General features: G+C 73.3%; 6 protein-coding genes. All 6 read left to right on the top strand.

What is annotated here, in order from left to right; translation table 11 throughout:
• On the top strand, positions 1-236 hold a 236-nt coding region (locus NBZ83_RS20980; protein WP_261575639.1), incomplete at its 5' end, for a zinc ribbon domain-containing protein.
• Positions 237-1,089: 853 nt separating this feature from the next.
• Positions 1,090-1,362 carry an MbtH family protein gene (locus NBZ83_RS20975; protein ID WP_498041070.1) on the top strand — a complete coding sequence of 91 codons (273 nt, stop codon included), beginning with the start codon at positions 1,090-1,092 and terminating at the stop codon, positions 1,360-1,362.
• Between the two features lie 107 nt (positions 1,363-1,469).
• Positions 1,470-6,521 carry a salicylate synthase gene (locus NBZ83_RS20970; RefSeq protein ID WP_261575638.1) on the top strand — a complete coding sequence of 1,684 codons (5,052 nt, stop codon included), beginning with the start codon at positions 1,470-1,472 and terminating at the stop codon, positions 6,519-6,521.
• Positions 6,518-8,161 (top strand): (2,3-dihydroxybenzoyl)adenylate synthase, encoded by a 1,644-nt coding sequence (locus tag NBZ83_RS20965; protein WP_261570475.1) that lies wholly within the window; start codon positions 6,518-6,520, stop codon positions 8,159-8,161. Before NBZ83_RS20970 ends, NBZ83_RS20965 begins: the two co-directional genes overlap by 4 nt.
• Positions 8,158-13,038 (top strand): non-ribosomal peptide synthetase, encoded by a 4,881-nt coding sequence (locus NBZ83_RS20960; RefSeq protein WP_261575637.1) that lies wholly within the window; start codon positions 8,158-8,160, stop codon positions 13,036-13,038. Before NBZ83_RS20965 ends, NBZ83_RS20960 begins: the two co-directional genes overlap by 4 nt.
• Positions 13,035-14,882 (top strand): condensation domain-containing protein (locus NBZ83_RS20955; RefSeq protein ID WP_261575636.1); only part of this gene is annotated, 1,848 nt, incomplete at its 3' end. The genes NBZ83_RS20960 and NBZ83_RS20955, both read left to right, overlap by 4 nt.

The raw sequence follows: 14,882 nt of genomic DNA, 5'->3' as shown, positions 1-14,882 counted from the left end.
TCCTCGGGGTGTTGCGTGCCGGGGCGGCAAGCGTCGGGCGGGTCGTCGTCGAGGTTGACGCCCGCCGCATCTCCCAGTGCTGCGTGGCCTGTGGGCATGTGGCGAGGGAGAACCGGCCCACGTGGGCCGCGTTCGTCTGTGTGCGGTGTGGGCATGTCGCGGACGCGGACGAGAACGCGGCCGTCAACATTCTGCGGGCCGGGCCTGCCCGTCGGGCTGACGCGCGGGCGGCCTGAGAAGCTGACGGCTTCAACCGTCAGAGGAGTCACCGTGGCTTGGGCGGGGTGCGACACGGCGCAGTACGGCGACCTCGTGCCGCGACACGAGCAGCTTGATGTCCTTGGACGTCGACGACCGGCCGAGTAGAACCAGCCGGCTGCATACCCGGACGAAGATCAGACAGAGCGGGCGCGTGGACGCGGTCGATCATCATGCCGACCGCCGCACCGTTCGCATCGCCGCAGATCCTGGGGCCAGGCCGACTTCTGGCACCCCACCACCACGCGATCCACCTCAGGGCTGCCCGCTGTCCTCCTGATCAGCTTCGCGGCGGGTGTGGCTGGTCCTGCTGTAGACCGATGCCGCGTCGGCGTGGGACCAGCGGCTCGATGTGCGCCCGCACCCCGTCCGCGCCTTCGGCTCATCCGACCACGAAACGTAGACGCCGTCGAACCGTCTGCATCTGTGGGAAACCGCCCAGAGGTCACACACCTTGACAAGGCGCGGATCTCGCTAGAAGCTGGGAACCAATTAGCTAAGGTTAACCTAAATGAGGGGTGCTGCTTACTGGTTGGAGTGTCGCTGATGCGGTGGGTGGGCGCACCGGTTGTGGTGGACGCCTGGCCAGGCGAGGCCTGAGGCTCGTACCTCTCGCGTGGGCCGCGCAGGTGGCCCTGGCCCAGTCGAAGAACGCGTTCAGTCGTCCCACCCATCGCGGGGCGCTGTCTTCTCCACGTAGTCGGTGACCACGATGCCGGCCGCTCGGCGGCACCGCACGCCTTTCCGCTCGATGCCACTGATCGGTTTGGCGTGCCCGTCTGCCCTTGGCCGGCGGCTCGATCCGGTTCTCCTTGTCCTGCCCGAATCCTGTTGATCCGCAACGAGCGCGGAGGTCTTCTTTTCATGGTTGCTAACCCGTTCGATGATGAGAGTGGTACTTTCTCCGCGCTCGTGAACGACGAGGGCCAGTATTCGCTCTGGCCGACGTTCGCCGAGGTTCCCGCGGGCTGGACGGTGGCGTACGGTCCGGAGTCGAGGACGTCCTGCCTGGATCACATCGAGCAGAACTGGACCGATATGCGGCCCGCCAGCCTGGTGGCGCGCATGGCCGCGGACGACAACCACAAGGCTGCCGCGTCGTAATTCGACCCACGTTCTCCTCCGCCGTCTGCCGCCGGTCTCCGGTCGGTCGCCCGTCTCCAGCCCGTCGCCATGCCAGGCGCCTCTCGAAAAGCAAGGTTGTGATAATCGTGTTTCCCGAGCGGAGACGTCCGGGCGCCGGCATGGTGCCTGATCCGTTGTTGGTGGTCGCCGAACTCGCCCGCGGCTGTGCCGATTCCTACGTGGTCTATGAACGTCATGGCCAGTGGGCGTTCGCGGCCGGGGCCACGGCGGAGCTGCGGCTCGATCGCGAGCAGATCACGCTCGAACAGGAATCCGGCCGGATCACCGTGCCGACCGGGGAGCACCCCCTCGACCAGGTTCAGGGCCTGCTGGCCGACCTGACCCCGCCGTGGCACCGTGCCTATGGATGGGCGGCCTTCGAACTCGCCCACCTGCTGCACGGTTCGGCGCGGGCCGCCGGCGCGGGGACGCTCCTACACCTGGTCATTCCGGCCTACGAGGTCCTCCTCGGCCCGGATGGACCGGCCCAGGTGCGCGGCGGGTCGGACCCGGATCGCGCGAGACTGGCCGCCGCCCTCGCCCGCAGCGATGACCACTGGCCGCAGCCCGCGACAGGTCTCGACTTCTCCGCGGTCGGCGCCGACGCCTACGGCACCATGGTCACCGGGGCCGTCGAGCAGATCCGCGCCGAGCGGCTGGCGAAGGTCATTCTCTCTCGGGTCGTGCCCGTCCCCATGGCGGTCGATCTGCCGGCCACCTATGTCGCGGGCCGCCGTGGGAATACGCCGGCTCGGTCTTTCCTGCTGAATCTGGGCGGTGTGCGGGCCACCGGCTTCAGCCCGGAAACGGTCGTCGAGGTCGGTGCGGACGGTTCGGTGTCCACGCAGCCGCTGGCGGGAACGCGGGAGCTCATCGGTGAACCGGAGATCGACCGGGCGCGCCGCCGGGAACTGCTCGCCGATCCCAAGGAAATCTTCGAGCATGCGATCTCCGTCCGACTGGCCCAGGACGAACTGCGCGGAATATGCCGGCCCAGCTCGCTGCGGATCGACGAGTTCCTGGACGTCAAGGAGCGCGGCAGCGTTCAGCATCTGGGGTCGCGAGTGTCCGGAAAGCTGGCCGAGGGGGTCGGCGCGTGGCAGGCGCTCGCCGCTCTCTTCCCGGCCATCACCGCATCCGGAATCCCGAAGGCGGAGGCTCTCGAACTCATTGAAAGTTTCGAGGACCAACCGCGGGGCCTGTATAGCGGAGCGGTGCTGACCGTCGATTCCGACGGTGGTATGGACGCCGCGCTCGTCCTGCGCACGGTCTTCTCCGCGGGTGGCCGGACCTGGCTGCGGGCGGGTGCCGGAATCGTGGCGCCTTCGACCGCCGAACGCGAGCTTCAGGAGACCAACGAAAAGCTGCTCAGCATCGCTAAATTCCTGGTGCCCGTGACGCCGACGCCGGCGGTGGCGGTGGCGGTGGCCGCGACGGCGACCCCGGCGGTGGCCGCGGTGCCCGGCGTCGACCTGACCGAGGCCGGCGTGCGCGCGGCGGCGGCCTGGCTGACGGAGGAGGACCCCGACGCGGTCGACGTGCACGCGAACCTCTTCGAGCTGGGGCTGGAATCGGTCTCGCTGATGCGGTTGGTGGGGACGTGGCGGGAGGCCGGGGCGGAGGTGAACTTCGCGGAACTGGCCGAATGCCCGACCATTGACGGCTGGTCCAAACTGCTCGCATCGCGGCAGCCCACTGTGTCCGCGGCGGACGACGGCTCCGACGACACCCCGGACGACACGTTCCCGCTGGCGGTCCTCCAGCATGCCTACTGGGTGGGGCGCGCCGCCGGTCAACGCCTCGGTGGGGTCGCCGCGCACCTCTACACCGAGTTCGACGGCCACGACGTGGTCCCCGATCAGCTCCGCGCCGCGATCGAGAGGCTCGTCGACCGGCACGCGATGATCCGAGTCGTCATCACCGACAACGGCCGGCAGCGCATCGCGCCGGTCACCGGGTGGCGCGGTCTGACCGTCGCCGACCTGCGGGACCTTCCGGAGGCCGAGCGGGAGGCCCGGTTGGCGCAGCTGCGGGACCGGTGGTCGCACCAGATGCTCGACATCGAGTCCGGCGAGGTCCTCGCGACCGCCCTGACACTGCTGCCCGGCGGGCGCACCCGGCTTCACCTCGACGTCGACATGGTGGCCGCCGACGCCGTCAGCTACCGCATCCTGCTCGCCGACCTGGCGGCCTACTACGCCGATCCCGACAGCGAGCGCGCCGCGCTCGGCTACGACTACCGGCAGTACCGTGCCGCCCGGCCCCGCCTGCGCGGGCGAGCCGTCGAGCAGGCGGCCAGCTGGTGGCGGGACCGCCTGCCGTCGTTGCCCGGCGCCCCCGATCTGCCCCGCGCCGAGGCGGCGTCGGTGACCGGGCCGCCCCGGGTCAGTCGGCGGGCCGTCATGCTGACCGCCGCCGAGCGCGCCGGGCTGACCGCGCTGGCCCGAGCCCACGGCGTCACCCCTGCGATGGCCGTGGCCACCGCATTCGCCGAGGTGGTCGGCGCCTGGAGCGCGCAGCCGCGGTTCCTGCTGAATGTGCCGCTGTTCGACCGGGAACCTGTTCATCCCGACGTGGCGGGTCTGGTCGGCGACTTCACCAGCTCGGTGCTGCTCGAGATCGACCTGACCGCTGCCGAGCCGTTCGTCGAGCGGGCCCGGCGCGTCCAGGACCGGATGCACGCCGACGCGGCGCACGCCGCCTACACCGGCGTCGAGGTCCTGCGCGACCTCACCCGCCTGCGCGGTGAGCAGGTCCTCGCGCCGGTGGTGTTCACCAGCGCGCTCAGTCTCGGCGAGCTGTTCGACCCCGGCGTGCGCGCCAGCTTCGGCGAGCCGGCCTGGATCATCTCGCAGGGCCCGCAGGTCCTGCTGGACGCCCAGGTCACCGAACTCGACGGCGGCCTGCTGGTGAACTGGGACTCCCGGGACTCCGAGTTCGCCGACGGCGTGGTCGACTCGATGTTCGACGCCTTCGCCGGACTGGTGCGCAGCCTCGCCGCCGACCCCGCGGTGTGGCGCGACACCGTCGGCGACCTGCTGCCGGTCGGCCAGCGTGAGCGCCGCGCCCTGGTCAACGCCACCGATCGGCCGCGCACCCGCGCGCTCCTGCACGACGGCTTCTTCGACCACGCCCGCCGCGCGCCGCGCGCCCCCGCGCTGCTCACATCCGCTTCGGCGACGTCCGGCTCGGCGACGTCCGGCTCGGCATCGGCCGTGCTCGGCTCGGCATCGACCGCCCCCGGGGCGGGAGCACCTGGGACGATCAGCTACGGCGAGCTGGCCGACCGCGCTCTGCGGGTGGCCGCCGCCCTGGTCGACCGCGAGGTACGTCCGGGCGACCCGGTCGCCGTCCGGCTGCCCAAGGGGCCGGACCAGGTGGTGGCGGTGCTGGGCGTCCTCGCCGCGGGCGGCGCCTACGTGCCGATCGGCATCGAGCAGCCCCCGGCTCGGGTGGCCCGGATCACCGCGCTGGCGGGGCACCGGATCGTCCTCACCGGGCCTCCCACGGACGACGCCCGCTCGCCGGCGCTGCTACCGACGGACGACGCCGGCCCGTCGGCGCTGCTGCTGGCCGAGGCCGAGGCGGTCGATCCACTGCCCGCACCGGTCCCGGTCGAGGCCGAGCAGACCGCCTACATCCTGTTCACCTCGGGTTCCACCGGTGAGCCGAAGGGGGTGGAGGTACCGCACCGGGCCGCGATGGCCACCATCGAGGATCTGATCGGCCGGTTCGCGCTGGGTCCGCAGGATCGCACCCTCGCCCTGTCCGCGCTCGACTTCGACCTGTCGGTGTTCGATCTGTTCGCCCCGCTGTCGGTCGGCGGGGCGGTGGTGACGGTCGCCGAGGACCGGCGCGACGCCGACGGCTGGGGTCGCCTGCTCGCCGAGCGCGGGGTCACCGTGCTCAACTGTGTGCCCGCGCTGCTGGACATGCTGCTCGACGCGGCCGTCCCGCTCGGCGGGTCGCTGCGGCTCGTGCTGCTGGGCGGCGACCGGGTCGGGGTCGATCTGCCCGCGCGGCTGGCGAACACCGTGCCAGGCTGCCGGTTCGTCGCGCTGGGCGGCACCACGGAGACGGCCATCCACTCCACGGTGTGCGAGGTACGCGGACCGGTACCGGCCGACTGGCGTGCGGTCCCGTACGGCACCCCGCTGAGCAACGTGCGCTGCCGGGTCGTCGACGAGATCGGCCGCGACCGGCCGGACTGGGTCGCGGGCGAGCTGTGGATCGGCGGCGACGGGGTCGCCCACGGCTATCGGGGTGACCCGGAGCGCACCGCGGACCGGTTCGTCCTGCGCGACGCGGTCCGCTGGTACCGGACCGGCGACCTGGCCCGCTTCCGCGGGGACGCGACGATCGAGTTCCTCGGCCGCCGCGACCATCAGGTCAAGATCCGCGGGTTCCGGATCGAACTGGGCGAGGTCGAAGCGGCGCTGGCGGCCGATGCCGCGGTCCGCGCCGCGGTCGCGGTCGTCGTGGACAACGGACGCTCCGCGGTTCTCGCGGCAGGGCTGGTCCTCGACGGAGCACGGAACGTGCCCGCCGGCGAGCCGGCCGAGGCTGACGGGATCACCGAGGCTGACGGGATCGGCGGGGTCCTCAAGCGGGTCCGCGCCCTGCTGCCCGCGCACATGATTCCCGCCAGGGCCGTCGTCCTCGCGGAGGTCCCGTTGACGGCCAACGGCAAGGTGGACCGGGCGGCGGTGCGGGCGGCCGTCGCGGCCGCCGTCGGCGCCGGGTCCGCCGTCGGCGCCAGGCCGGCGCCGGTGGGCGCGTTGGAGTCGGTCATCGATCTGGTCTGGCGCGAGGTGCTCGGCGTGGACCGGCTCGGCACCGACGAGGAGTTCTTCGCCGTCGGCGGCGATTCGGTCCTGGCCACCGCGGTCGTCGCCGAACTCCGCGACCGGCTGGACACCGCCGCGGTCTGCGTCCGGGCGCTGTTCGCCGCGCCCACGGTCGCGGGGCTCGCCGCCGAGCTGGTCCGCACGCAGGAGCAGCCCGGACGCCTGGAGGCCGTCGCAGATGTCGTGTGGGAGATCGAATCGATGAGCGACGAGGACGTGCTGATCGGGTTGGCCGGGGAGCCGGGGCTGGCCGGGCCGGGTGCGGTGGACCGGACGGAGAGCGGGGCGTGAGCGGGCCGCTGCTCGCAGGTGCAGTCGGCTGGCCCGAGGAGGTCGCCGCGCGGTACCGCGCCGCCGGGTTCTGGCAGGCGCAGCCGTTGGGGAACCTCCTGCGTACCTGGTCGGAGCGCTTCGGCGAGGCGACCGCGGTCGTGTCCGGGCCGACGGGGCGGCGGGTGTCCTACCGCGAGCTGGACCGATGGGCGGATGAGATCGCGGCCGGGCTGCTCGCCCGCGGCCTGGGCGCCGGTGACCGGCTGGTGGTGCAGCTACCCAACACGGCGGAGTTCGTGGCGCTGCTGTTCGCCATGTTCCGGATCGGGGCGGTCCCGGTGCTGGCGCTGCCCGCGCACCGGCGGACCGAGATCGGCCATCTGGCCGAGGTCGCCGAGGCCGTCGGTTACGTGATCGCAGATTCCTACCAGGGGTTCGACTACCGCGCCCTCGCGCGGGAGGTCGTGCAACGGGTGCCCTCGGTCCGCCACGTCCTGGTCGTGGGTGATCCGGGGCCGTTCGTGGCGCTGGCTGACGTGAGCGCCGATCCCGCCGCGCTGGCGGGGATCGAGCCGATCGCCGCGTCCTGTGTCGCCGTGCTGCTCATCTCCGGCGGCACCACCGGCCGTCCGAAGCTCATCGCGCGCACCCACGACGACTACGCCTACAACGCCCGCGCCAGCGCCGAGGTCTGCGGGCTGACCTCCGCGGACCGCTACCTCGTCGCGCTGCCCGTCGAGCACAACTTCCCGCTGGCCTGCCCCGGCGTGCTCGGCGTCCTCGGGACCGGCGCGACGGTGGTCATGGCCCCCGCGGCGAGCCCGGAGGTCGCCTTCGACCTGATCGAACGGGAACGGATCACGGTCACCGCGGTGGTGCCGCCGCTGGCGCACCTGTGGGTCGAGGCGGCGGCGCGGTCCCGGCATGACCTGTCCAGTCTGCGGCTGCTGCAGGTGGGCGGCGCGAAGCTGAACGCCGGCCTCGCCCGCCAGCTCCCGAAGGTGCTGGGCTGCGCGCTCCAGCAGGTGTTCGGCATGGCCGAGGGGCTGCTGAACTTCACCCGCCTCGACGATCCGGACGAGCTGGTCGAGACCACCCAGGGCCGGCCGCTCAGCCCCCTCGACGAGGTCCGGATCGTCGACCAGTCCGGCCGCGACGTGGCGCCGGGGCAGGTCGGGGAGCTGCTCACCCGCGGCCCCTACACGCTGCGCGGCTACTACCGGGCCGAGCGCTACAACGCCACCGCGTTCACCCCGGACGGCTTCTTCCGGTCCGGCGATCTGGTGCGCTCGCTGCCGACCGGCCACCTCGTCGTGGAGGGGCGGGTCAAGGACGTGGTCAACCGCGGCGGGGAGAAGGTTCCCGCCGCGGAACTGGAGGAACTGCTGCTCACCCACCCGGGCGTCGGGCAGGCCGCGGTCATCGGGCTGCCCGACGACCAGCTCGGCGAACTGCTCTGCGTCGCGATCGTCCCGACCGAGGCCGGCCCGCCCCGGCTCAAGGACCTCAAAACCCATCTGATTCGGCTGGGCGTCGCCCGCTTCAAGCTGCCTGACCGGCTCGTCGTCCTCGACGAGCTGCCGCTGACCGCCGTCGGAAAGATCAGCAAGCGGGACCTGGTGGACCGCCTGGGGGACCAAGGGAGGCCCAACCCGTGAGCATCGATGACAGCCGATCCGACGTGGCGACGCTGCGCCGCGAGCTGCGCCGGCGCCGGCTGGCCGAGCGCGACCTCGCCGAACGCGATCTCGCCGAGCGCGACCTCGCCGACTCGCCGGCGTCCACCCGCACCGCGGCGCCGGCGTCCAGCGACCCGACGGCGCTGTCCGCCGGCCAGCGCCGGATGTGGTCGCTGCAGCAGCTGGACCCGGGCACGGCCGGCTACAACGTGCGGATCGCGGTGGACCTGGTGGGGCCCGTCCGGGTCGACGCCCTGATCGCCGCCGTCGAGGCCGTCGTCGCCCGGCACGACATCCTGCGCACCACCTACCGGATGGGGCCGGACGGCCGGGTTCGCCAGGTGGTGCACCCGGTGCTCGCCCCGGTCGTCGCTCGACGGGACCTCAGCGACCTGCCGGCCGACGGGCGATCCGCCCGCGCGGGCGAGTTGTGCGGCGCGCTCGCCGCCGCCCCGTTCGACCTGTCCGTCGACTCCCCGCTGCGGGTCGGCCTCTACTCCACGGCGCCGGACGCGCTGACGATGATCGTCGTCGCGCACCACATCGCCTGGGACGACGCCACCACGGCCATCTTCTTCGGCGAGCTGATCGCGTTCTACCGCGATCCCGCCGCGCCGCTGCCACCCGCGCGCCAGTATGCCGACGTCGCCTCGTCGGCCCCCGCCGGGGACACCGAACGTGGGCAGCAGTTCTGGCGGGCCGCCCTCGACCCGCTGCCCGAACCGCTGGTCCTGCCCGAGCTCACCGGCGCGGATCGCGCCGCGGGCGGCGCGGACCAGACCCGGGCGCTGCGGGCCGGGATGGCCGCGCGGGTCCGCGAGGTGGCCCGGGAGCACGGCGCGTCCACGTTCATGGTTCTGCTCGCCGCCGTCACCGACCTGCTGCACCGGTACAGCGGAGCACGAGACCTGGTGATCGGCGTGCCCGTGGTCAACCGGGATTTTCCCGGCGGTGACCAGGCGATCGGCTACCTGGGCAACACCATCGCGCTGCGACTGCGCCCGGCCGCCGACGACAGCTTCGCCACGCTGCTCGCCCGGGCCAAGCAGGTCAGCGTCGCCGCCTACGCCCACCAGGACGTCGACCTCGACGACGTCGCCCGCTCGGTCGACCCCGACCGCACCCGCGGTGACGCCGGCCTGTTCAGCGTGGTGCTCTCGCTGCGGGCCCCGGTGCTGGAGCCGTTGCGCGCAGTCGGGCTGACGGCGACGCGCCGTCACGTCCCCGGCGACGCCGCCCGGTTCGATCTGACGCTCGCGGTGGAGACCGACGGCGACGACCTCGCCGTTGAGGCCAACCATCCGGCGACACCCGCGGCCCACACCCTCGTCGGCGGGCTGCTCGGGCACCTCGACGGGCTCCTGGCCGCGGTCCTCGCCGATCCCGACCGCCCGCTGCGCGACGTCGACCTGCTCGGCGACGACGAGCGCGACCAGCTGATCGGTGGATGGAACGGCACCGCCGGACCCGTGGCGGAGCACCTCCTGCCGGAGCTGTTCGCCGCCCAGGTGGCGGCGACCCCCCAGGCCCCGGCCGTGCTGGCCGACGGCGACGCGCTGACCTACCACCAGCTCGACCGGCGGGCGAACCGGCTGGCCCGGCTCCTCGTCGCCCGTGGCGTCGGGCCCGAGTCGACCGTCGCGCTCAGCGTGCCCCGATCGGTCGAGATGGTGGTGGCCGTGCTCGCGGTCGCCAAGGCGGGCGCCGCCTATGTTCCGGTGGACCCGGACTATCCAGCGGACCGCGTGCGGCACATGCTGATCGATTCGCGGCCCGAACTCCTGCTCACCACGTCCGAAGCCGCCCCGCGGCTGCCCGGCCCGGCCGGGCTGGAGACCGTGCGGCTCGACGAGCCGGCCACCCTCGCGCGGCTGGCGGAGCTGCCCGAGCACGACGTCACCGACGCCGAGCGGCTCGCCGCGCTGCATCCCGAGCATCCCGCCTACGTGATCTACACGTCCGGGTCGACCGGGGCTCCCAAGGGAGTGATCGTCTCCTACCGGGCCCTGCGCAACCACCTCGCCTGGGCCGCCCGACGCTTCCCGGGCCTCGCCGGGCACACCCTCATGCACTCGTCGATCTCCTTCGACTTCTCCGTCACCCCGCTGCTGGGCACCCTCACCACCGGTGGGGTGCTCGAGCTGTGCGCCGACTCGCCCGACGCCATCGCCGAGGCCGCCGGGGCCGCCAGCTTCCTCAAGATCACCCCGAGTCACCTCGCCCTGCTCCCGGCGGTCCGCTTCGCCGACTCCGGGCCGTGCACCCTCGTCATCGCCGGGGAGGAACTGCGCGGGGAGGCCCTCGACCAGTGGCATCGGCCGTCGGACGGGCGGATCTCGGTCATCAACGAGTACGGTCCGACGGAGGCGACCGTCGGCTGCCTGCTGCATCCGGTGCAGACCGGGCCCGGCCAGCCGGCTGTCCACGGCGCCATCCCGGTCGGCCTGCCGGTGGACAACACCACCTGCCATCTCCTCGACGACGACCTACGGCTCGTCCCCGTCGGCGTGGCCGGCGAGCTCTACGTCGGTGGCGTCCAGCTCGCCCGCGGCTACCTGCGCCGCCCGGAGCTGACCGCGGCCCGGTTCGTCGCCGACCCCTTCGGGGCGCCCGGCGAGCGGCTGTACCGCACCGGTGACCTCATGCGCCGGCTGCCGTCCGGTGCCCTGCAGTTCCTCGGCCGGATTGACGACCAGGTCAAGATCCGGGGCTTCCGGGTCGAGCTCGGTGAGATCGAGTCCGTCCTGCTGGCCTTCCCCGGCGTCGCCCAGGCCACCGTCGCCGCGCGCACCGACGGGCCGGGTGGGCGCTACCTCGCCGGATACCTGGTTCCCGTCTCGGGCGCAGATCTTGACCTCGCGGCGGTGCGCGCCCACGTGGCCGCGGCGCTTCCCGAGCACATGGTCCCGGCGACGCTGAGCGTCCTGGCGACGCTGCCGCTCTCACCGTCCGGCAAGGTCGACCGGCGCGCGCTGCCCGCCCCGCAGTTCGGCGCGGCCCCCGCCGGGCAACCGGCCGGCCGGGAACCGGCAAACGAGGCCGAGGCGACGCTGGCCGCCTTGTTCGTGGAGATCCTCGGCGTACCGACGGTCCGGCTCGACGAGTCGTTCTTCGAGCTCGGCGGGGACAGCATCGTGGCCATCCGGCTGGTCAGCCGGGCTCGCCGGGCCGGGCTGCGGTTCACCCCGCGGGAGGTCTTCGCCCACCGCACGGTGCAAGCGCTGGCCGCGGTCGCCACCGTCGTCGCGACCGAACCCGCCGCGGCGGCGCTGGGAGACCCCGGCGGAGTCGGTCCGGTGGAGCTCACCCCGATCATGCGGGCGTTCGCCGAACGCGGTCCGCTGAGCGACCAGCACCGGATGTCGGTCCTCGTCGAGATCCCCGCCGACCTCACCGGCCCCGCCGGTTCTGGCAGCCCCGCCGGTTCCGCGGGTTCCGCCGGGCTCGACGCCGAGGGACTGGAGCGTGCGGTGCAGGCGGTCCTCGACCGCCATGACGCGCTGCGCGCCCGGCTCGACCGTGGCGGGGAGCGGGCGACGCTGACGTTCGAGCCGGTCGGCTCGGTGCGCGCGGCCTCGGCGATCCGCCGGGTCGTGACCGCGGGCCCGATCACCGAGGACCTCGTGGCGGCCGAACGGGCCGCCGCGGCGGCCCGGCTCGCCCCCGCCGACGGGAGGGTCTTCCAGGTCGTCTGGTTCGACGCGGGCCAGGCTCAGCAGAGCCGGAGCCGGAGCCGGAGCCGGAGCCAGAGCCGGGGCCGGGGCCGGGGCCGGGCGTCGGCGGTGCTGATGGTCGCCCATCACCTCGTCGTCGACGGGGTGTCCTGGCGAATCCTCGTCGAGGATCTGGCCGCGGCCTGGCAGGCGGCATCCGCCGGACGCGAGCCGGCGCTGCCACCGGTGTCGACGTCCTTCCGGACCTGGGCCGGCGGCCTGGCCGGCGCGGCCGCGGCGCGGAGCTCTGAACTGCCGACCTGGACCGCCCTGCTCGACGGGCCGGATCCGCTGCTGGGTCGACGCCGGGCCGACGCCGCCCGCGACACCTGGTCGACGGTGCGGACGCTCACCGTCGCACTGGCGCCGGACATCGCCGAGCCGGTTCTCACCTCCGTGCCCGCCGCCTTCTTCGCCGGGGTCGACGATGTTCTCCTCGCCGGGCTCGCGTTGGCGCTCGGATCGTGGACGGCCGCCCGGCGAGAGCCGGCCCGGTCCACCCTCGTGCTGCTCGAGGGGCACGGGCGGCAGGAGGCCGCGGTGGCCGGCAGCGATCTGTCGCGCACCGTCGGCTGGTTCACCAGCCAGCATCCGGTCCGGCTGGACACCACTGGCATCGACCTCGACGACGCCCTCGCCGGCGGATCCGGCGCCGGCGTGATCGTCAAACGGGTCAAGGAACATCTGCGTTCGCTGCCGGATCACGGCATCGGCTTCGGCATGCTGCGCCACCTGCATCCCGCCTCGGCGGGCGGGCTCGCGACGCTGCCCGTTCCCCAGATCGGTTTCAACTACCTGGGCCGGTTCGACGTGCCGGGCATCGCCGGCTGGCGGGTCGCCGCCGACGGCCTCGACGCGGCCTACGGGCCGGACATGCCGCTGCCCGCCGGCCTGGTGGTCAACGCGATCACCGAGGACACCCCGGCGGGGCCGCGGCTGGCCGCGCACTGGATGTACGCCGACGGGCTGTTCGACACCGCGTCGGTCGCCGACCTTGCCGACCGGTGGCGCCGCGCACTGCAGGCCATCGTCCGCCACGCCGCGGGCGACGGGGCGGGTGGTCGCACGCCGTCGGACCTGTCGTTGGTCTCGCTGAACCAGAACCAGCTCGACGCCCTGGAAGCGAAGTGGAGAAAAGCATGAGCGCCGCCCGTTCCGCCATCGAGGACATCCTTCCGCTGTCCCCGTTGCAGAAGGGGCTGGTGTTCCATTCGGCGTTGACCGAGGACGGTGGGGGAGCGGACGTCTACACCGCGCAGCTCGTCGTCGATCTCGACGGCCCGCTCGATGCGGCCCGGCTGCGCCGCGCGGTGAACGCGCTGGCGGCCCGGCATTCGGCGTTGCGCAGCGGCTTCGTCCTCGACCTCGGTGAGCCGGTGCAGATCGTGCTTGGCGACGTCGAGGTGCCGTGGACGGAGGTCGACCTCGCCGACGCCGACGCCGACGCCGGGGACGGGGACGGGACCGCGACCGCGACCGGGGCCGGGCTCGGGGCCGGGGCCGGGGCGCAGGCTCGGGCGGCCGAGCTCGTCGCGGCGGATCGCGTCCGCCGGTTCGACCTCGAGCGGCCTCCGTTGCTGCGTGCGATGCTGCTGGCCTTCGGCCCGGACCGTCACCGCTTCGTCCTGACCAACCACCATGTGATCATGGACGGCTGGTCGACGCCGGTGCTGATGCGCGACCTGTTCGCCCTCTACGCCGCCGACGGCGTCGACCCGGCGCTGCCTGTCGCCCGCCCGTACCGCGACCAGCTGACCTGGCTCGCCGAGCGGCCGGCCGGGGCGTTGGAGGTCTGGCGGGCGGCGCTCGACGGCGTCACGGAGGCCACCCACCTGGTGCCCGCCGCGCAGGGCGCCCCTGCGGTGCTCCCCGCCGAACGGGTCGAGACGCTGCCCGCCGACCTGGTGGCCGCGCTGTCCCGGCTGGCCCGATCCCGCGGTGTCACCCTGAACACACTGGTCCAGGCCGGGTGGGGCATTCTCGCCAGCCGGCTCACCGGCCGCGACGACGTCGTGTTCGGCGCCACGGTCTCCGGCCGGCCCGCCGATCTCACCGGAGTCGAGGCCATGGTCGGCCTGTTCATCAACACCCTGCCCGTCCGGGTGCGGTTGCGTCCCGCCGAGACGGTGGCCGACCTCGTCACGCGCCTGCAGGCCGAGCAGGCCGATCTGCTGGACCATCAGCACTGCGGGCTGGCCGACATCCAGCAGGCGCTGGGCTTCGGCACCGGGGAGCTGTTCGACAGCCTGGTGGTGTTCGAGTCCTTCCCCTTCGACAGCACGGCGATCGACGACGCGCTCGCCGCGGGCGCCCTGCGCACCACCGGCGTCCACCGGCCGATCTCCACCCACTATCCGTTGACCCTCATGGTGATGCCGACGGGCAGGGAACTGGAGATCACCCTCAAATATCACCCGGCGGAGGTCGGACCGGACCGGGCCCGCGTGCTGCTCGAGCGGCTACGCCGGGTCCTCGCCTCGATCGTCGCCGACCCGGACGCGCCGGTGGCCGCCGTGGGCGTCCTGTCGGCCGAGGAATCGGCCGAGATCCTCCGGCGCGCCCACGGCGACGGCCCCCTCGAGGTTCCGAGCGCCACGCTCGTCGAGCTGTTCGAGGAGGTGTCCGACCGGACCCCGGACGCGGTCGCGGTCACGGACGGCCCGCTCGCCCTGACCTACGCCGAGCTCGATGCCCGCGCGAACGCGCTGGCCCACCGCCTGATCGCCCTCGGCGCCGGCCCCGAGCACCTCGTGGCGATCGTCCTGCCCCGCGGCGTGGACCTGATCGTCTCGGCACTCGCCGTACTCAAGTCCGGCGCGGGATACCTCCCGATCGATCCGAACTACCCGGCCGGCCGGGTGGCCTTCACCCTGCAGGACGCCACCCCGATCGCGGTGATCACCGAGGCGGAGCGTGACCTGCCCGTCGGCGCGCCCCCGCGCCTCGCGCCCGCCAGCGAGGCGCGGGGGCGCGCCGACGGGCAGGTC

This window comes from Frankia gtarii, from assembly GCF_025403375.1.
In the GTDB taxonomy this organism is placed as follows: Bacteria; Actinomycetota; Actinomycetes; order Frankiales; family Frankiaceae; genus Frankia; species Frankia gtarii.
The sequence above is the reverse complement of the archived record's forward strand: the minus strand, read 5'-3'. Positions and strand labels throughout refer to the sequence as shown.